We start from the raw sequence: 18,814 nt of genomic DNA on the forward strand, positions 1-18,814 counted from the left end.
CATCTTGAGATCCGATCTCACGATATGGCTATCTCTACCAGTCTGATGGAGATTGATTCCGGCGTCGAACACGTCGTACAAGAAATCTTGTGCAAGAGTTCTTGTGGAAGTTACGGTGCTCTCCATGACGCCTCCGAACCGCCGGACGGTGACGCCGTCCGTGCTCGCCGCCATGCACCACCCGCTGCGCCGCCGGCTGCTCGACCTGATCCACATCGACGGTCCGGCGACCGCGTCCCGGCTGGCCGGGTCCACCGGAGAACTTGTCGGCAATGTCAGCCATCACCTGAAGGTTCTCGCGTCCGCGGGCGTGATCGTCGAAGCTCCGGAGCTGGCCAAGAACCGCCGCGAGCGGTGGTGGAAGCTCGGCGACACCTCGGAGTACTCGTGGTCGATCGCGGACGCGCAGGGGGACCCGGCGGCCGAGTTGGTCGCGGCCACCGCCGAGGACGCGAACCTGGCCCATCACGTCGGCAAGGTGCGGCAGTGGTTCGACATGCGGTACGAGTTCGAGGAGCCCTGGGTGCGGGCGGCGTACGCGACCGAGAGATGGCTCACATTGACGCCCGATCAGCTCACCGAGCTGAGTGAGCGGATCGAGGATCTGGTCCGCTCGTACTCCGAGCTCCCGGCCGAGGGTGAGGACGCGCACCGCGTCTTCTTCTTCGCGCACGCCATTCCTGCACGCCCATGACCACCGAGGTCTTCCCGCCGCTCCGGAGAGACCGTCGGGTGCACGGATGGATCGCGTCGGCCGCGGTGTCGCAGGCCGGCGACATGGCCTGGTACGTCGGACTCGCCTGGAGCGCCGCACAGGTCACGAGCCCGGCCGGCGCGGGTCTGGTGATGGGGATCGGCGCGCTGCCGAAGGCGCTCATCCTGCTGTACGGCGGTGCGCTCGCGGACCGTTTCGACGGGCGCCGGACGATGATCCTCGCCAACCTCGCGCGGATCGTCGTACTCGCCGTGGCCGCGTCGGCCGTCGCGATCTGGGGACTTTCGCTAGCACTGCTAGCGACCGTCGCGGTCGTGTTCGGCGCGGTCGACGCGCTCTACGCGCCGGCGTCCGGAACGCTGCCGCGGCGGATGGTTCAGTCGGAAGACCTCGTCAAACTGTCGGCCGGCACCCAACTGGCGCAGCGGCTCGCGGTCTTCGGGGGTGCTCCGCTCGGCGGTCTGCTGGTCGCACACGGCGGCCTGATCACCGTGATGATCGTCGACGCGGTGTCGTTCGTGGTGATCGCGGTGGCGCTGGCGTTCCTGGTCAAGCCGCGGCTCCCGCAGCCCGTCTCCACGGGCCACTCGATCCGCGCCGACCTGCGTGACGGGTTCGCGTACCTCAAGCGGGACGTCCGTGCCCGGACGCTGGTGATCGCGTTCTCGGGGCTGAATCTGTGCGTCGGCCCGATCCTCGCCGTCGGCCTCGTGCAACGCACCCACTCCGCCGGGTGGGGCTCGGCCTGGTACGGATGGTTCCAGGCGTGCTCCGGGGTAGCGGCCGCAGCGGGCGCGCTGGTTGCGATGCGGTGGAAGCCGGCCGACCTCGCGCGATCCGGTCTGCTGGCGCTGGTCGTCCAGGCGGCCGGTTGCGCGATGATCGGCCTGATGCCGAAGCTCGGTGTCTTCGTCGCGATGGCGATGATCGGCTGTACGGCGGGGATCGCGTCGGCGCAGCTGTCCGCGGCGTTCCAGCAGAGCGTGGACCCGACGTACCTGGGTCGCAGTTTCAGCATTGTGAATCTGTCCGACGAGGCGATGATGCCGCTCGCGATGGTCGGCTTCGGGGCGCTGATCAGCCTGGCGAGCATTCCGGTCGCGTGCGTGCTGGTCGCCGTCCTGTTCGCGGCGCTGGTGCTGTGGGCGGCAGTCCGGGTCGATCGCTGAGGTCTGTACTCCGGCAGGTTCGGTGCGCTACCGTCCGTCCGAGTAATAGGAAACTTTCCTAACGATTGGGTGGAGGGAGACAATCGTGAGGTCGTGGCGACGAGTCGGAGCGGTGGTTCTGGCAGCGGGTCTGGTGGTTGGTCTGGTGGGTCCGGTGAGTGCAGCGGACGGTGTCGCGGGTGGGGCTGTACGGGTGAACCAGCTCGGGTACGGCGCCTTCGACAGCAAGGCGGCGTACGTGATGACTCACGACGCCGCGACGGGAGTGCGCTATCAGGTCGTGGATCGGCATGGCCGGCGCGTGCTGAGCGGGCGGGTCGGCGATGACGCGGGGGAGTGGAACGCGACGTACCGGCACGTCTATCAGCTGGATCTGTCCGCGCTGAAGATCCCGGGGAGCTACCGTCTCGAGGTCCCCGGCATGGCCGCCGCGAGCTTCGACGTACGGGCGTCGTCGGACCGGCTTCTGACCGGTGCGAAGGACAAGGCGATCAACTTCTTCACGGCTCAGCGCGACACCGCGCACCGCAATGACGCCCGGGCGCTGGTCTACGAGATCCCTGAGTTTGTGGATCCGGATACCGACCAGACGGTCGGTGAGCTGCAGCAGCTCGGTGGGCCGGTCGATGTCACCGGTGGGTGGTACGACGCCGGCGACTACCTCAAGTTCACGCACATCGCGGCGTACTCGGAATCGTTGCTGTGGGCATCGGCACGGGATGCTCGGCAGCCGGACCGGAAGGTGCTGGCGGAGGCGCGGCACGGGCTGGACTGGCTGGACAAGATGTGGGACGAACGGACCCGGACGCTCTACATCCAGGTCGGCGTCGGGGCCGGGAACGCCGAGGAGACGTTCATCGGCGACCACGACATCTGGCGGCTGCCCGGCGTCGACGACACCCTCACCGATCCGTCCGCACGCTTCCTGCGGAACCGCCCGGTCTTCCGGGCCGCAGCGCCGGGCAAGCCGATCAGCCCGAACCTGGCCGGTCGTACGGCGGCGGCGTTCGCGCTCGCCGCTCAGGTCGAGCCGGACCGCGCGGCAGCTCGCCGGCATCTCGAAACGGCGGCTCAGATCTATCGGCAGGCTCAAACGACGAACGTCGGCCAGCTGGTGACCTCGCTGCCGTTCGCGTTCTACCCGGAGACGGCGTGGCGGGACGACCTCGAGCTGGGTGCGACCGAGCTCGCTCTGGCCGCTCGGCGACTGGGCGATCGGCGCGCCGGGTCCTGGCTGAAGCAGGCGGGGTATTGGGCGACGCAGTACATCGAACACGAGGCGGGCGGCGACACGCTCAACCTGTACGACGTGAGCGCCCTGGCTCATGCGGATCTGATCCGGGCGGCGCGGACGGATCGGCCGTTGGTTTCCAAGCTGGTCGGCGATCTGCGGGCGCAGTTGGAGATCGGGGCATCGCGGGCTGCGGCCGATCCGTTCCGGGCGGGAGCGCAGTACGACAACTTCGACGCCGTACCGCATGCCTTCGGGCTGGCCGCGACAGCGCGGCTGTACCGGAAGGTGACCGGCGACCGGCGGTACGACGCCTTCGGGCAGCAGCAGCTCGATTGGAACTTCGGGGCGAACGCGTGGGGCGTCTCGTTCATGGTCGGCGTCGGCCGGAACGCGGAGCGGTGCCCGCACCACCAGATCGCGAACATCACCGGTCGCGAGCTCACCGGCGCGGTCGTCAACGGGCCGAACTCGGCGTCGTTGTTCGAGGAAGGGCTCGGGGATCACCTCGACGGGATGAACCCGTGCCCGGCCGACGGTGTCGATCGGTACGCCGAGTTCACCGGCCACGGCTCGCGGTACGTCGACGACGTGCGCTCGTGGCAGGCCTCGGAACCGGCCGACGACTTCGCCGCGATCGCCGTCTACGCCCTGACTCGGTGACAGCTCAGGTGGTCCGCTGCTGCCGCACACGCCGCGTCATGACCACACCGGGGATGCCGAGCCCGAGCAGGAACGGGATCGCGGCGAAGATCCCGAACCAGAGAAAGATGGCCAGGTAACCATAGGCGGCGTTGTCCACGTCCGCGTCCGCCACTGCAAGGAGGACAAAGCTCGCCACGAGGGCAACCACCATGAGGACCGCGAGGGCGATCGCCAGCCCGATGAGAATCCTGGCCCACCGCCGGTAGCCGGCGCTGATCACCCGGACTTGCGGTGGCGCGTACGCCGCGGGCCCACCCGGCATGTGAGGCGGGTGCGGGGGCGGCTGGTGTTCAGACATGGGCCTTTTCTACTGTGTGCGACCCCGAAACACCACTTACGCTCTGATCCGGTGACCACTCACAGGAGGAGGCCTGGATGGCGTTCGGCAAGTCGAAACCGGAGGCGCCGGTGGCTCAGGTCGCCTGGGAAGGCGTCCGGGAGTTCACCCTCGGTACGGTCGAACGCCCGGCGACCCGCAAGCGGAACCGGATCGGCTGGGGCGCGAAGGCGATCCGGGTCCCGCAGGGGTCCAAGGACGATCGGGTCTTCGCGCCTTGTGCGTACGTCGGGACCGCCGGCCTGGCCCTGTTCCGTGATCCCGAAGCGACGCAGGTGCTCTGCTCGGTGGATCAACGTGGGGGCCACGAGTTCGTCGTGCAGGACGCCGGCGGAGCGACGGTCGGGACCATCATCCGGATCCCTTCGAGTCGGCCGTTGCTCCGTCCGAACTGGCGCATCGAGCAGCCGGGTCAGGTGGACGTGATCGGGCGGACCGAGTGGTTGAGCGGCGACGCGAAACAGCTCGCCGAGAAGGCCGCCGGGCGGCTCTTCACCGGGGTGCTGGACGCGCTCACAGGTTTCGGCGCCGAGGGCGGCGACCAGCCGACCAAGGAGCGCGTCCTCGAGTGGCGGGCCGGCGACGACGTCGTCATGTTGTCCGAAGCAACCAAGTCGGTCACGATCAAAGCGGAGTGGCTCGACCGCCGCCTCGCCTTCGCCTACACCCTCGTCGCCGAATGACTGCTCGGGCTGTTGCTGAGCAGGTGCGGTCGGGGGCTGTGTCTGCGCTGGAGATCGTGGAGCGCGCTCTCCAGGCGGCCCGGGAACTCGATCCGGTGCTGCACTTCCTGGACGAACTGGACGCCGACGGGGCGCGCCGTGCTGCCGAGCGGGTGGATCCGAGCGGGCCGTTGGCCGGCGTACCGTTCCTGATCAAGGCGCGTACGCCGCCTGAGTCGCCGCTCCTGACCCGGCTGATCGCTGCCGGCGCGGTCCCGATCGGGTGGGCGACGCGGGCGCGGCCGGGTGCGGTGTCGCTGACGTTCGGGTGGAACGGGCGGGAGTACACGCGGAATCCGTGGGACCTGGAGCAGTCGCCCGGCGGGTCGACCGCGGGAGGTGCGGCGGCCGTCGCGGCGGGCGTCGTACCGCTGGCGACCGGTGGCGACAGTGGCGGGTCGTTGCGGATCCCGGCATCGTTCTGCGGGATCGTCGGGTTCAAGGGCACCTACGGCCGCGTCCCACGCCCGGGCGGCCGCGCCCTCGGCGGGCTGACCACAGCCGGCGTGATCGGCGCAGACCTCGACGACGTCATCCTCGCCACCAGCATCGCCAGCGGCCCCCACCGCCTGGACTCCACATCCCTACCCCACTGGCCGGTCCCCTCGGTGAGTGATCGGCGGTGGCGAGTGGCCTACCGCTCGACACTCGGATCCTGCCCGGCTGACGACGATGTGGATCGCGTCCTGCGGGATCGGCTGGCGGCGGCTGATGTCGAGCTGGCCGACGTACCCCTGGAGCTGGAGCCGACGGCCGAGGCGTGGCCAGTGTTGTCCGGGTTGGACAACGGGCGTGGTGCCGAGGCAGCCGCGGCCAATCGGGCCCGACTGGTCCGCGACCACAACAACACCGCGCTGGCCGACCTGTTCGCGGAGGTGGACGCGTTGGTCACCCCCACCACCCTGACCGTTGCCCACGGCTACGACCAGCACGAGGAGACCATCGTGACCGGGGACCCCTGCTGGGTCTTCAACGTGACGGGTCACGGGGCCGTGAGCGTCCCGGCCGGCTTGTCCGACGGACTGCCGGTCGGCCTTCAGGTCATCGCGCCACACGGAGCCGACGACGTCGCCTTGGCCGTCGCCCGTCGGCTCCGTGCGGAGCTGCCAGCGCCGCGAGTCCACTGCTAGCGTCGGAGCCTAGAGGGTGCTGCTGGTCCTGGCGACGACAGCGGCGAGCAGTCCGTAGTCCACGTCCTGGTTCTCGGCGATGTCCACGGCCTTGCGATCGCCGTTGCCCAGGGGCCTCAGCACCCCTTTGACAGCCTCGACCTGTGCGGCGTTGAACACCATGAAGGAGACCTTGTTCTTGGCCACATGGAGAACGGCAGCGTGTTTGTCGTTCTTGAGGAAGTGCGGCTTGCCGTACTCCAACTTCTCCTCGACGTCAGGAATCGCCTGACGCACGAGCTCACGTATTTTCTCGCAGACCTCGATCTGCCAAGGGTGACCCTTGTCGATGTATCTGGTCACGTCGTCGTCCATGATCCTCCTCTAGTTCTTGAGCTTCGTGGTCTGAGCGACCGGATCTGACCGGCCGTGAGTGTGTGATGCGATCGGAGGTCGTCATCGCACCCGGAAGATCTCTACGACATGTGGCGCATCGATGAGGGTGTGCGGCGCGACGGCGTGATAGGCCCACACATGCGTCCACGCGTTGCCGGTACGCACGGTCAGCATCGTTTTCATCATTCCTGGGCCGAAATAGGTGAAGAACAGGAAGATGATCGAGAGGAGCCAGTTGGCGGGCGAGGTGAGCACCGTCCACGCGTCCCACAGGTGCAGGAGTGTGTAGGTGATGCCGCCGAGAACGACTGTCGTCGCGGTCGAACCGGTCAGTTTCAGGAACCGGGGCACCAGGATGCAGTAGACGAAGATCATCGCCGGCAGGACGGCCCCGGCAAGGTAGAGCACGAACGTGAGGGGCAGACCGACGAGGTACTGCCCGGTGGACAGTCGCCCGAACACCGTCGTCAGTGTCGCGAACTGGATTGCCGACTCGATGAGCAACACCACGGCAATGACCCGGGTGTCGCTCCGCCGATCACTGGACACAAGGTTCAACTGCTGTGCCGAGTACTTGCGGCGAAAGTACGCCAGTGGCAGTACTGCGTACACCACGACGTTGTATCCCGCCCACGTCAGTGCCTCGACCGGTGCGACATGGTCGTGGGTACCGAAGATCGAGCCGGCCAGGTGCAGGCCGAAGGGGTGCCAGCCGAACAGTCGGGCGAGGGCGAACCCGAGACCGAGGCCGAGCGCGCCGTAAGCGAGCAGAAGAACGGTCTCGCGACGCGCGGATGCCGCGTCCGGGGCTCGGGCGGCGAGATCAGGCCGGACGCGGTGTCTGGTCAGCAGGCAGGTCACGGCCATCAATCCGAAGATCCCCAGCATCCCGATGTTGGTGTTCACCACGTGGTCGACCGTGGAACCGGGCACGCCGGGCCAGCCGAACGGCAGCGTCTCACCCGCGACGAGCAGAACCGCGACGTTGGCGGCCAGCCAGACGGCGGCGGTGATCCGGACGCTTCGCTGGCCGGCCAAGCGGCGAAGCGAGCTCGAGGCGTGCGGTGGCGTAGCTGTGGTCGGCATCAGGCTCCTTGGTGGTACAGGTGTACTAATCGGAGGACTCTAGTACAGCTGTGCTATAAAAAGCTATGCCGAAGATCATCGATTCCGGTGAGCGACGTCAGCACCTCGCGGAGGCGGCCTGGCGGGTGATCCTTCGTGACGGGCTCGAGCACGCGTCGGTCCGCAACGTTGCCCGCGAAGCCGGGTTGTCCAACGGCTCGTTGCGCCACCTGTTCAGCACGCAGGCCGAACTACTGGTCTTCGCGATGAACCAGGTCGTCGAGCGCATCGAGCGCCGTCTCGAGGCTCTGGACCCGACCGGCGACCCGCGCACGACCGCGGAGCGGTTCCTCGTCGAGTTGTTGCCCCTCGACAAGGAGCGCCAGGAGGAGAACGCCGTCTGGCTCGCGTTCACTGCGCGCGCACTGGTCGACCCGGAACTGCGCGAGTGCGCCGAGAGAAGCTACGACGCGCTGCGGGCCGGGTGCCGCCGCTGGGTGGCCGAGATCGGCGGCGATCAGGTGGACGTCGAGCGGGAGGCCGACCGGCTCCACGCCGTACTCGACGGTCTTGCCGTCCACGCCGCGACCAGGCCGGCCGTCGCCACCGCCGACAGGCTTCAAGCGATATTGGCGACGCATCTTGACACTCTCGTACCCCAGGAGAAGCCACGAACCCGCTGATCGCCCCGAGCATGCGGCGACCCGTGCTGGGTGTTCAGCGTGACTGGGCATCCCGCGGTGAGTGTTCCGGCGGGACAGGCGGACGGGCTACCGGTGGGTGCGCAGATCGTTGCGCCGCATGGGGCGGACGAGGTTGCCCTGGCGGTGGTGCGAGTGCCTTGGCGACGGTGTTGGCGAGGTCGATGGCTGAGGCGCGCTTGCGATCGGGCGTGGTTTCGCCGCGGGCGGTGGGGGAGCGCTGGGCCTCAGGTTTGGTGAAGTCGGCGATCGCGGCGACGACTGGCTTGGTGTAGACGTCGTCGCGCGTGGTGGTCTGAGCCGCGTGTGCCTGCGCCGGCGAAGCTACGGGCGGCCGGACTGCTTCGCGAAGCTCCGTGCGGAGGAACTTGACCAGCTCCTTCGCGCGGAGGAGCCGGCTGCGACCGAGTACGTGGACCTCACCCGCCAGTGACGCTTTCTCCCGCCAACTGACGTCGAACGTGATCCGCCCCAGCCGGAAGCCCGGATTCGTCTCACCACCGGGATAACCCCGCGCGCCCCCGTCGGTGAAGAACTCGCTGTAGAACGCCCCTTCGTCCTCGTCCTTCAGCACGTTCCAGGCCCGAAACTGGTCCGTCGGCAGCTCGCCCCGTACCCATGCCTCGTCCATCAGCGCGTGCGACACCGCGTTGAGCGGCCGATGCCCGACATACCGGTACTGCGGTCGTTCACCCCGCCGGCGTCGTTCGTACTCGGAGATGATCTGCGGCCACTCGTCCGCGGAGACGGCTCGCGCCAGCCGGGCCGCGAACGACGTACGGGCGCGCAGCTCGGCTCGCGAGGTGACCGGATGATCGGTCCGGCCGGTCATCGTCTCGAGCTTGTCCATCACGAAGGTGCCGCCGTGCGGCCCGATCCGGTTCCACCGGGTGACCTTCAGCGACGGCCGGTTCGGTCCGCCTGTCACGGCGTTCAGCGCACGCAGGGCGGCGATGCCGACGCGGTAGAGCGGGACGCGCCGGCGCATGATGCGCGTCTCCCACTGGGTTCGGTAGTCGCTGTCCAACCACGCCGTACCGACGAGCTGCTTGGCCTCGCGGCGGTTCATCGCGGGTGTTCCGTGCGCCAGCTCTTGATCATCTGGTCCATGTCGGTGTGGATGAACGCGAAGAAGTCGGCGGCTTCGGTGAGGCGCTGGCCGACGGGGGTGTCGAAGCCGAAGAGTTCGGCGCCGGAGCGGCTGGTCGACTCCCACTCGCCGAGCCCCTGGTTGCGGCGCTCGAGGATCGTGGCGAAAACGTCCTCGCGGATGCGGTAGTGATCCTTGCGAGAGCCGGGCAGGCGCTCGCGGGTGATGAACGAGACCTGGAGCAGCTGGCGGACCGCGCCGGAGACGGCCGGCTGGCTGATCTTCAGGGCATCGGCCAGCTCGGCGGCGGTCATCGTGCCGGTCGGGCTGACCAGCATCGCGCCCATCACCCGGGCGGACATCGTCGGGACGCCGCTGTTGGCCAGGACGCCGGCGAACCGCTCGACGAACTGGCTGATCTGTTCCGGGCTCGGTTCCTGCGCCATGGTTGAAGCTTACAGTGATTTGATTTATCGCAACTATAACAATCTTCTGATAATTTGTATCCATGACCTCAACCTCCGACGCCGAAGGGCTGACGCTGACCGGCGCCCGCCGCTTCGGAGTACTCATCGCGCTCTGCCTCGCGGTCCTCGTCCTCGGTCTGGACACGACCGTGCTCAACGTCGCACTGCCGACGCTGGCCAAAGACCTCGACGCCTCCACCAGCCAGCTGCAGTGGATGGCCAACAGCTACAACCTCGTACTCGCGGCGCTGCTGCTGCCGGCCGGTCTGCTCGGTGACCGGTACGGGCGGCGCAAGATCATCGCGATCGCGCTCACGCTGTTCGGCGCCGCCTCGCTGGCCTGTGCGTTGGCCGATTCGGCGGGGACCCTGATCGCGGCCCGGGCCTTCCTCGGCATCGGTGCGGCGATGATCGTTCCGGTCGCGCTCTCGCTGATCACCGTGCTGTTCCGCACCGCGGAGGAGCGGAAGAAGGCGATCGGCTTCTTCGTCGTTGCCAACAGCATCGGTATGCCGCTCGGCCCGATCGTCGGCGGCCTGCTGCTCGACCACGCCGGCTGGCAGTGGATCTTCGTGATCAACATCCCGATCGCGTTCCTGGCAGCGCTGGCGGTGACGCTGCTCGTTCCCGAGAGCCGGAGCGCGAACCGCCCCGCGATCGACTGGCTCGGCATGATCCTGTCGAGCGCCGGTCTCGCGGCCCTCGTGTACGGCGTGACCAAGGCGGGGGAGGCGTCGTGGGGCGCCGCCGTGACGATCGTGTTCCTCGGGCTGGCCGTCGTACTGATCGCCGGATTCCTCGTGTGGCAGCGGCGCAACAGCGAACCGTTGATCGAGCTGCGGTTGTTCGGCGAGCGGGTGTTCACGGGCGGCGCCGTAATACTGACGGTGTCGGTGTTCGCGATCTTCGGGTTGCTGTTCACGATGCCGCAGTACTTCCAGGGCATCAACGGGTCGGACGCGCTGCACACCGGTCTCAAGCTGCTGCCGTTCATCGGCGGTATGACGGTCGGTGCGAAGCTGGCCGAGCCCGTCGAGGCCAAGGCCGGTACGCGGCTCGTGGTGATGACCGGGTTCGTGGTGATGGCGGCCGGTTTCGTGCTCGGTGCCTTCACCGAGCTGGGGACCGGGTACGGGTACACCGCGACCTGGTTCGCGGTGGTCGGGTTCGGCCTCGGAGGCTCGATGCCGCAGGCAATGAACGCAGCCCTCGGCGTGCTCGACCCGGAGCGAGCCGGGACCGGATCAGCCCTGTTGCAGGCGTTCCGGCAGGTCGGTGGGACGGTCGGCGTCGCCGTACTCGGCACCGTGCTGAACTCCGTCTACCGGAGCAACGTCGACACCGGTGGGTTGCCCGCGCAGGCGGCCGACACGGTGGAGAAGAGCCTCGCAGGCGGGCTCGCGGTCGCCGAGAAGGCCGGTTCGCCGGAGCTGCTCGACAACGTCCGTGACGCGTTCATCCACAGCCTCAACACCACGATGTGGGTCTCGGCCGGTATCGCCGTCGCCGGCGCGATCCTCGCCGCCGTCCTGATGCCTGCGCGAGCCGAGAAGCCCTCTCAGGACGCCCTGATGGGTGTCAAGCAAGACATCTGACGAACAGAACAGCGCCCGCTCCCCGAAGCGAGGAGCGGGCGCTGCGACGTGTGTCAGCTGAGCACGAGGCCCGGGTACAGCGGGAACTTGTCGAGCATCTCGGCCGAAGCGGCCTTGGTCTTGTCGGCGACGCCGTCGGCCAGGACGTACTTCGCCTTGGACGGAGCGCCGGCCGCGGTCGTGGTCGGCGTCGTCGAGGACAGCACGTCGACGATCAGCCCCGCGACCCGGTCGAACTCGTCGCCGCCGAAGCCGCGCGTGGTGAGCGCCGGCGTACCGATCCGGACGCCGGACGTGTACCAGGCGCCGTTCGGGTCGCGCGGTACGGCGTTCCGGTTGGTGACGATGCCCGCGTCGAGCAGCGCCGACTCGGCCTGCCGGCCGGTGATGCCGTACGACGAGACGTCCAGCAGCACCAGGTGGTTCTCGGTGCCGTCCGTCACCAGCTTCACGCCGCGCTTCATCAGGCCCTCGGCCAGCGTGACCGCGTTGTCGGCGACGGACTGCGCGTAGTCCTGGAACGAGGGCTGCCGCGCCTCGGCCAGCGCGACCGCCTTGGCGGCCATCGTCTGGCTGAGCGGACCGCCCAGAACCATCGGGCACCCGCGGTCGACGGCGTCGGCGTACTCCGGCTGGCAGAGCACCATGCCGCCGCGCGGGCCGCGCAGCGACTTGTGGGTCGTGGTCGTGGTGACGTGCGCGTGCGGGACCGGGTCGAAGTCGCCGGTGAAGACCTTGCCCGCGACCAGGCCGGCGAAGTGCGCCATGTCGACCATCAGGGTCGCCCCGACCTCGTCGGCGATCTCCCGCATCTTGGCGAAGTTCACCTTGCGCGGGTAGGCGGAGTAGCCGGCGATCAGGATCAGCGGCTTGAACTCGCGCGCCTTACGCGCGACCTCGTCGTAGTCGAGCAGCCCGGTCGACGGGTCCGTGCCGTACGAGTGCTGGTTGAACATCTTGCCGGAGATGTTCGGCCGGAAACCGTGGGTCAGGTGACCGCCGGCGTCCAGCGACATCCCGAGCATCTTCTGGTCGCCGAGCGCCTTGCGGAGCTTGGTCCAGTCCTCGTCGGTCAGGTCGTTGACGTGCTTCGCGCCCGCCTCGGCCAGCGCCGGGGACTCGATCCGCTGCGCCAGGATCGCCCAGAACGCGACCAAGTTCGCGTCGATGCCGGAGTGCGGCTGGACGTAGGCGTGGGGCGCGTTGAACAGGGCCTTGGCGTGGTCGGCGGCGGTCTGCTCGACGGTGTCGACGTTCTGGCAGCCGGCGTAGAAGCGGTGCCCGATGGTGCCCTCGGCGTACTTGTCCGACAGCCAGTTGCCCATCGTGAGCAGGGTGGCGGGGGAGGCGTAGTTCTCGCTCGCGATCAGCTTCAGCGAGGACCGCTGGTCGGCGAGCTCGGCCTTGATCGCGCCGGCGATGGTGGGTTCCACCGCAGCGATCACCTGCAGCGCGTTGTTGTACGCGGCCGACGCGGCGGCGGCGTCGTAGGACTGAGTCATCGTTGTCTCTCCTGCGGTTGCAGTGGGTCGAAGGCACCCAGGCGCACGGTGCCGACGGGTTTCGCTCCCCGGTGGTTCTCCACCTTCAGCGCGCCAGTCGCGACTGCCCAAAAGAAAGGCACAGTCACCCTATCGTGCGTTCGACGATCTCCTGGAAGGGCGTGGTCCTGGGCAGCGTCCCGAAAACGCCACCCCAGTCGTTGGCCAGCCGGGACGCCACGAAGGCGTCCGCAACGTCCGGCGTCGAGTGCCGGATCAGCAGCGACGCCTGCAGGCACAGGGCCATCCGTGCAGCCAGTCGCCGCGCCCCGGCCTCGGCGTTCTCGATATCAGCAAGCGCTTGCAGTACGTCGTTGACCGCCGCATCGAGCCGCGCATCGGCACCCTGGACCGCGCCGATCTCGAGCAGCCACGCCTCGAGCGACTCCGGGCGGCGGAGGGCACGCAGTACGTCGAGCGCGTTGACGTTGCCCGACCCTTCCCAGATCGAGTTCAGCGGCGACTCCCGGTAGAGCAGCGGCAGCCCGGACTCCTCGACGTACCCGTTCCCGCCGAGGCACTCCAGCGCCTCCGCGACCATGAACGGCGTCCGCTTGCACACCCAGAACTTCGCGAGGGGAAGCGCAATCCGCCGGAAGGCTGCTTCCTTCGGGTCCGAGGAATCCACTGCGGCGGCCAGCCGCATCCCCAGAGCCGTCGCCGCCTCGCTCTCCAGCGCGAGATCGGACAGGACGTTCTGCATCGCGGGCTTGTCGGCGAGCAGACCGCCGAAGGCCGAGCGGTGCCGCGTGTGCCAGGTCGCTTCGACGAGCGCGCGCCGCTGGAGCGCGGCCGAGCCGAGTACGCAGTCCAGCCGGGTCGCCGCGACCATCTCGATGATCGTGCGGACGCCGGCGCCCTCGTCCCCGAGGCGGTATCCGATCGTGCCGTGGAACTCGACCTCGCTGGACGCGTTCGAGCGGTTGCCGAGCTTGTCCTTCAGGCGCTGCAGCGCGAACGGGTTCCGGTTGCCGTCGGCAAGAACCCGCGGTACGACGAAGCAGCTGAGCCCGTCCGGCGCCTGCGCGAGGACCAGGAACAGGTCCACCTGCGGCGCCGAGCAGAACCACTTGTGACCGTTCAGCTGATACACGTCGCCGGCGGGCGTCGCCGTCGTGAGGTTCGCGCGTACGTCGGAACCGCCCTGCTTCTCGGTCATCCCCATCCCGGCCAGTACGCCGAACTTCTCGGCGGCCGGCAGTCGGCGTACGTCGTACTTGGTCGACGCCAGTTGCGGGACCCACTCCTTCGCGAGTTGCGCGTCTGCCCTGAGCGCGGGCACGGCGGCGTACGTCATCGAGATCGGGCAGCCGTGACCCGGCTCGACCTGGGACCACAGGTAGAACCCGGCCGCTCGGGTCAGGTGCGGCGAGGGGCGCTCGCTGGTCCACGGCGCCGCCTGGAGCCCGAACCCGACGGCCTGCTCCATCAGCCAGTGCCAAGACGGGTGGAAATCGACCTCGTCGATCCGGTTCCCGTAGCGGTCGTGGGTGCGCAGCACCGGCGGGTTCTGGTTCGCCGGGAGAGCGTGAGAGAGCGCTTCCTCGGATCCCGCGAGCTCGCCGATCCGGTGCAGACCGGGGTCGTCGGCGAGGTCGGCGTACGGACGCAGAGCGTCACTGAGAGCCCGGTCCTGGGTGAAGAAGTTCACGCCCCGCAGTGGGGGAGCCTGATTCGTTACCGCGAATGGGTCCGCCATGTCAGTACGGTAAGCGGTATGGCACGTTCTGGGGCAGGACCCACTGGTGGGAGCTCCCTCTCATTGGCATGGGTTCGCAGGGTCCCCGCGACGACCTGGAAGCTGCTCACCCAGACGATCGGGGTCTGTCTGCGCTACCGGGTCACCGGACTCGCGGCCGAGGGGGCGTTCTTCGCGATCCTCTCGCTGCCGCCGCTGATCTTCGGGCTGGCCGGCTCGCTCGGTTACATCGCGAGCAAGTGGTTCGAGGTCGAGACGATCAATGACATCAAGCAGCAGATCGTCGACCTGGCCGCCCGGGCGCTGACCGACGACTCGATCAAGAACGTCATCGCGCCGACGCTGGACCAGGTGCTGAACGGCGGCCGCCCGGACGTCATCTCGATCGGTTTCGTGCTGGCGCTGTGGTCCGGCAGCCGCGCGCTGAACGTGTTCGTGGACACCATCACGATCATGTACGGGATGGGCGGCAAGCGCGGCATCGTCCGCACCCGCGCGCTGTCGTTCTCGCTGTACTGCGCGGCACTTGTGATCGGCGTCATCGTCCTGCCGCTGGTGCTGGCCGGCCCCGACGCGGTCGACGCCCTCCTGCCGCACCGGCTGGACTTCCTGAACCAGCTGTACTGGCCGGTGGTCACGATCCTGTCCGCGGGCTTCTTGAACACCCTGTACCACCTCTCGGTCCCGATCCGTACGCCGTGGGTCTCGGACCTGCCCGGGTCGTTCCTGGCGCTGTCGATCTGGATCCTGGGCAGCTTCGTGCTCCGGTGGATCCTGCAGAGCACGGTCGGCGGCACGTCGATCTACGGCCCGCTCGCGGCGCCGATCGCCGTACTGATGTGGCTCTACATGACCGCGATCGCCGTACTGATCGGTGCGGCGCTGAACGCGGTCGTGGACCGGCTGTGGCCGCACAAGCAGCACGTCGCCGAGGTGAAAGAGGCCGAGGTCGAGGTGGAGCCTGGCGACAAGGACAAGGACAAGGACGAGGACGAGGTCGAGCCGGTGATGAAGGCGGAGCCGGATCCGCACCACGAGGAGGGCTACGTGCCGACGCCGGTCGAGTCCGAGGAGCGGCCGGAGGCGGCCATCGGGCGGAAGGTGGAGAAGCTTGCCAAGCGTCCCCGGAAGTCTGCTCCCTCCGCTGCGCCTCGACCTGAGCGTGAGCCTGAAGCTCACGTTGAGCCTGAGGTCCCGCGGAAGCCTGCGTCGGTCGGAAAATCCGGTGCGCAGGGTGACACCGACGACCTAGGCTGACGGCATCGCGACACACGGTTCCGGCTCGGGACCGCTGGGATTCGGAAGGGAGGCACCCGCCATGAGCTTGCAACAGGCCCATTGGGCCGTTGTCTCCCGCACCGTCCGTCCGCTGAGCTGATCTCGCGGCCGGACCCTCTGAAAGGTTCGCCGCATGTCAGCCACGCTTCAGGCCCTGGGACTCGACAGTTCCACGGCCGAGTTTCTGCAGTCCGTCCCGGAGGACCTCGTCCCGGGGCGCGTCGCCCGGGTCGACAAGGGCTTGGCGACGATCTTGACCGAGGATGGTCCGGTGCGCGCCAGTTGGTCCGGTGCGCTGCTCGCCGAGATCGCCGCCGACGCGCAGGCCGGCCCCTGCACAGGGGACTGGGTCGTCCTGCGGTTCTGGCCGGACGACCGGATCACGCTCGAGTCGGTGCTGCCCCGCCGTACGACGATCGTCCGGGCCGAGGTCGGCGGCTCGTCGCGCGGGCAGGTGCTCGCGTCCAACGTCGACGTGATCGCGATCGTCGTCGGGCTCGTCCCGGAGCCGAACATCGTGCGCATCGAGCGGTTCCTGGCGTTGGCCTGGGAGAGCGGTGCGCGGCCGGTCGTCGTACTGACGAAGTCCGACCTCGTCGGGGACGCCGAGTCGGTGGCCGAGGACGTCGTTGTGGCCGCGCCGGGTGCCGACGTACTGGTGTGCAGCGCGACCACGGGCGCCGGTATGGACGACGTACGGGCGCTGCTCGACGGGAACGCGACGCTGGCGTTGCTAGGTTCGAGTGGCGCGGGCAAGTCGTCGCTGGTGAACGCGCTGGCGGGTGTGGAGCTGCTGGACTTGCAGGACATCCGTGAGGACGGGAAGGGCCGGCATACCTCGGTACGGCGCGAGCTGATCGCTCTGCCTCAGGGCGGGGTCGTGATCGACACGCCGGGGCTGCGGGGGATCGGTCTGCAGGAGAGCGGAGAGGGCTTGGCTGCGGCGTTCCCGGACATCACGGCGTTCGCAGCGCAGTGCAAGTTCAAGGACTGCTCACACGTGATGGAGCCCGAGTGCGCGGTACGGGCGGCTTTGGACGACGGATCGCTGCCGTACCGGCGCTACGACAGCTGGGTGAAGCTGCAGCGCGAGGCGGCGTACATGGCCCGTCGTGCGGACATCCGGCTCCGGACCGAGATGAAGAAGGAGTGGGTCCGCGCCAGCAAGTCGTACCGCCGCGACCACAAGCCCCGACCGTGATGCTGTGCCGTTTGATGGCAGGATCGGTCGTATGAACCGATCGGTGCTGGTGACGGGGGCTTCGCGGGGGATCGGTGCGGCGGCGGCGCGGGCGTTCGCTGCCGCGGGAGACCGGGTGGCGATCCATTACAGCGCCTCCGCGGACGCCGCGGCGCAGGTGCTCAAGGAGCTGCCGGGTTCAGGGCATCTGACGGTGCAGGCGGACCTGGCCGATCCGGCGGCGATCGAGGCGATGGTGTCCGACGCAGCCGCGGCGCTGGGGAGTATCGACGTACTCGTGAACAACGCCGGCGTGTACCACCCGCACCGGATCCGCGAGACGACGTACGCCGAATGGCAGCAGGCGTGGGCGGACACGCTCGCGGTGAATCTCGTTGGTCCGTCCAACGTCACGTGGTGCGCGGTGCGGCACATGTCGCGCGGCGGCCGGATCGTGAACGTGTCGTCGCGCGGCGCGTTCCGCGGCGAGCCGAACCAGCCCGCATACGGCGCCTCGAAGGCGGCGATCGTCTCGTTCACGCAGTCGCTGGCGCGGGCGCTGGGGCCGGAGGGGATCGCGGTGACGGCGATCGCGCCGGGCTGGACGGTCACCGACATGGCCGCGGTGAACCTGGCTGGTGAGGGGTACGACCGCCGCCGGCTGGAGAGCCCGCTCGAACGCGTGGCCGACCCGTCCGAGGTCGCGGCCGCGATCCTGTACCTGGCGTCGCGCGAAGCCGAGTTCGCGACCGGGACCGTCCTCGACTTCAACGGCGGCTCGTACCTGCGGATGTAAATCCGTTCGCTCGACGCCCGGGGGACTGGCTAGGGTCCTCTTCGTGCATCGCATCATCACTCCGCCGGCCGCCGTTTAGCGGACGGCATCCTCGCGCTCAGGTCTTTCGGCCTGGGCTTCTTCGGGCTGTTCGCAGACGCCCCGACCACTCGTTGCGAACACCTTCCCGGAGTGTCCGATGCATCATCGTCTCTCGACTCGGCGTGCCCTCGTGTACGTCGTCCTCGCCGCCCTCGCCTGGGGCACCGGCGGCCCAACCGGCGCCCTCCTGTCCGCTTACGGCCTGACACCGTTGGCCACATCCTTCTGGCGCCTGGCAGCCGCTGTCGTGTGGCTGTCGTTGGCGCGTCTCGCCGTACGCCGAGCGCCTCTCCGACCGGTGGTGGCGGCCGGCCCGCTCCGCCACGTCTTGAGCGGTTTGGGTCTGGCCGTTTGCCAGCTCGGCTACTTCACCGCGATCCCGCGCGTCGGCGTCGGCATGGCCACCGTGATCGCGTTGGGCACGGCCCCGATCTTCATCACGCTCGCCGCCCGCGAACGGCTGACCCCAGCTCTCTTCGCTGCCCTCGCCGGCCTGGTCCTCCTATCCGCCACCAACGGCACAGCCAACCTGGTTGGCATCGCGGCAGCCGTGCTCTCCGCAGCCGGCTACTCGCTCACAACCCTCCTGAACCGCAACACCCCAGACCCCCTGACCACCGCACTCCTGGGCTTCACCGCAGGTGCCTTGTTCCTGGCGCCCTTCGCTGCGCTGCCCACCACGCTCATCGGCTGGCTGCTGATCGCGTACTTCGGACTGGTCCCAACGGCCTTCGCCTACACCCTGTTCTACATCGGCCTGCGAACTCTCAAAGCCTCGACAGCATCAGTGCTAGCACTGCTAGAACCAGTAGTAGCTGCAGCGATCGGCGTCCTCGCCTTTCACGAACATCTGACCCCGCTAGCACTGCTAGGCGGCGCAGTGCTCCTGCTGGCGGTGGCGGCCCAGAGCCGCCGCTGAAACGCAAACAGGCGGCGA

Annotated in this window: 18 protein-coding genes and 1 riboswitch; of the genes, 11 read left to right on the forward strand and 7 right to left on the reverse strand. The window is 68.5% G+C overall.

Translation table 11 applies throughout. The features are described 5' to 3' along the window. Positions 1–124: 124 nt before the first annotated feature. The 3 genes from OHB24_RS31325 to OHB24_RS31335 all read left to right on the forward strand — a co-directional run bounded on the left by OHB24_RS31325 (position 125) and on the right by OHB24_RS31335 (position 3,778). Positions 125–694, forward strand: a complete 570-nt coding sequence (locus OHB24_RS31325; protein ID WP_327634465.1) for an ArsR/SmtB family transcription factor — start codon at positions 125–127, stop codon at positions 692–694. Continuing rightward, positions 691–1,884, forward strand: coding sequence for an MFS transporter (locus OHB24_RS31330; protein ID WP_327634466.1), 1,194 nt, complete (start codon positions 691–693; stop codon positions 1,882–1,884). The genes OHB24_RS31325 and OHB24_RS31330 overlap by 4 nt, the downstream gene beginning before the upstream one ends. A gap of 154 nt (positions 1,885–2,038) precedes the next feature. Further along, positions 2,039–3,778, forward strand: coding sequence for a glycoside hydrolase family 9 protein (locus tag OHB24_RS31335; protein ID WP_327634467.1), 1,740 nt, complete (start codon positions 2,039–2,041; stop codon positions 3,776–3,778). A gap of 4 nt (positions 3,779–3,782) precedes the next feature. Here OHB24_RS31335 and OHB24_RS31340 read toward each other — a convergent pair whose 3' ends face one another. Next, positions 3,783–4,082, reverse strand: coding sequence for a hypothetical protein (locus OHB24_RS31340; RefSeq protein WP_202873642.1), 300 nt, complete (start codon positions 4,080–4,082; stop codon positions 3,783–3,785). A gap of 113 nt (positions 4,083–4,195) precedes the next feature. On the opposite strand from OHB24_RS31340, the gene OHB24_RS31345 reads away from it, so the two are divergent. After that, positions 4,196–4,840 (forward strand): hypothetical protein, encoded by a 645-nt coding sequence (locus OHB24_RS31345; protein ID WP_327634468.1) that lies wholly within the window; start codon positions 4,196–4,198, stop codon positions 4,838–4,840. After that, complete coding sequence (locus OHB24_RS31350) at positions 4,837–6,009, forward strand: amidase (RefSeq protein WP_327634469.1); 1,173 nt, start codon at positions 4,837–4,839, stop codon at positions 6,007–6,009. Before OHB24_RS31345 ends, OHB24_RS31350 begins: the two co-directional genes overlap by 4 nt. A gap of 9 nt (positions 6,010–6,018) precedes the next feature. Here OHB24_RS31350 and OHB24_RS31355 read toward each other — a convergent pair whose 3' ends face one another. Beyond that, complete coding sequence (locus OHB24_RS31355; RefSeq protein ID WP_327634470.1) at positions 6,019–6,363, reverse strand: DUF1801 domain-containing protein; 345 nt, start codon at positions 6,361–6,363, stop codon at positions 6,019–6,021. A gap of 81 nt (positions 6,364–6,444) precedes the next feature. Further along, positions 6,445–7,470, reverse strand: coding sequence for a hypothetical protein (locus tag OHB24_RS31360; protein WP_327634471.1), 1,026 nt, complete (start codon positions 7,468–7,470; stop codon positions 6,445–6,447). Positions 7,471–7,535: 65 nt separating this feature from the next. Between OHB24_RS31360 and OHB24_RS31365 the strand changes: the two genes are divergently transcribed. Further along, positions 7,536–8,132 (forward strand): TetR/AcrR family transcriptional regulator, encoded by a 597-nt coding sequence (locus tag OHB24_RS31365; protein WP_327634472.1) that lies wholly within the window; start codon positions 7,536–7,538, stop codon positions 8,130–8,132. Positions 8,133–8,166: 34 nt separating this feature from the next. Here the strand turns inward: OHB24_RS31365 and OHB24_RS31370 are convergent, their stop codons facing one another. Both OHB24_RS31370 and OHB24_RS31375 read right to left on the reverse strand, forming a co-directional pair. After that, positions 8,167–9,219: a hypothetical protein gene (locus OHB24_RS31370; RefSeq protein ID WP_327634473.1), complete on the reverse strand. Its 1,053-nt coding sequence runs from the start codon at positions 9,217–9,219 to the stop codon at positions 8,167–8,169. Continuing rightward, on the reverse strand, positions 9,216–9,686 hold the full coding sequence (locus OHB24_RS31375) for a GbsR/MarR family transcriptional regulator (RefSeq protein ID WP_327634474.1): 471 nt from the start codon (positions 9,684–9,686) through the stop codon (positions 9,216–9,218). The genes OHB24_RS31370 and OHB24_RS31375 overlap by 4 nt, the downstream gene beginning before the upstream one ends. Positions 9,687–9,748: 62 nt before the next feature. Between OHB24_RS31375 and OHB24_RS31380 the strand changes: the two genes are divergently transcribed. Continuing rightward, positions 9,749–11,302, forward strand: coding sequence for a DHA2 family efflux MFS transporter permease subunit (locus tag OHB24_RS31380; protein ID WP_327634475.1), 1,554 nt, complete (start codon positions 9,749–9,751; stop codon positions 11,300–11,302). A gap of 53 nt (positions 11,303–11,355) precedes the next feature. Here OHB24_RS31380 and OHB24_RS31385 read toward each other — a convergent pair whose 3' ends face one another. Continuing rightward, the gene (locus OHB24_RS31385; RefSeq protein ID WP_327634476.1) at positions 11,356–12,804 is read right to left on the reverse strand and encodes a glycine hydroxymethyltransferase; all 1,449 of its coding nucleotides are present in this window, start codon (positions 12,802–12,804) and stop codon (positions 11,356–11,358) included. Between the two features lie 28 nt (positions 12,805–12,832). Next, a riboswitch (ZMP/ZTP riboswitch) is annotated at positions 12,833–12,915 on the reverse strand. Positions 12,916–12,928: 13 nt separating this feature from the next. After that, positions 12,929–14,542: an acyl-CoA dehydrogenase family protein gene (locus OHB24_RS31390; RefSeq protein ID WP_327634477.1), complete on the reverse strand. Its 1,614-nt coding sequence runs from the start codon at positions 14,540–14,542 to the stop codon at positions 12,929–12,931. A 63-nt stretch (positions 14,543–14,605) separates the two neighbouring features. Between OHB24_RS31390 and OHB24_RS31395 the strand changes: the two genes are divergently transcribed. The 4 genes from OHB24_RS31395 to OHB24_RS31410 all read left to right on the forward strand — a co-directional run bounded on the left by OHB24_RS31395 (position 14,606) and on the right by OHB24_RS31410 (position 18,796). Then, on the forward strand, positions 14,606–15,799 hold the full coding sequence (locus tag OHB24_RS31395; RefSeq protein WP_327634478.1) for a YhjD/YihY/BrkB family envelope integrity protein: 1,194 nt from the start codon (positions 14,606–14,608) through the stop codon (positions 15,797–15,799). A 154-nt stretch (positions 15,800–15,953) separates the two neighbouring features. After that, the gene (gene rsgA, locus OHB24_RS31400; protein WP_327634479.1) at positions 15,954–17,021 is read left to right on the forward strand and encodes a ribosome small subunit-dependent GTPase A; all 1,068 of its coding nucleotides are present in this window, start codon (positions 15,954–15,956) and stop codon (positions 17,019–17,021) included. Between the two features lie 31 nt (positions 17,022–17,052). Then, complete coding sequence (locus OHB24_RS31405; protein ID WP_327634480.1) at positions 17,053–17,796, forward strand: SDR family NAD(P)-dependent oxidoreductase; 744 nt, start codon at positions 17,053–17,055, stop codon at positions 17,794–17,796. 178 nt (positions 17,797–17,974) lie between these two features. Continuing rightward, entirely contained in the window at positions 17,975–18,796 is an 822-nt protein-coding gene (locus OHB24_RS31410; protein ID WP_327634481.1) for an EamA family transporter, read from the forward strand. The last annotated feature ends 18 nt before the right edge of the window (positions 18,797–18,814 follow it).

Origin of the sequence: Kribbella sp. NBC_00482 (assembly GCF_036013725.1) — a bacterium.
Classification (GTDB): Bacteria; Actinomycetota; Actinomycetes; order Propionibacteriales; family Kribbellaceae; genus Kribbella.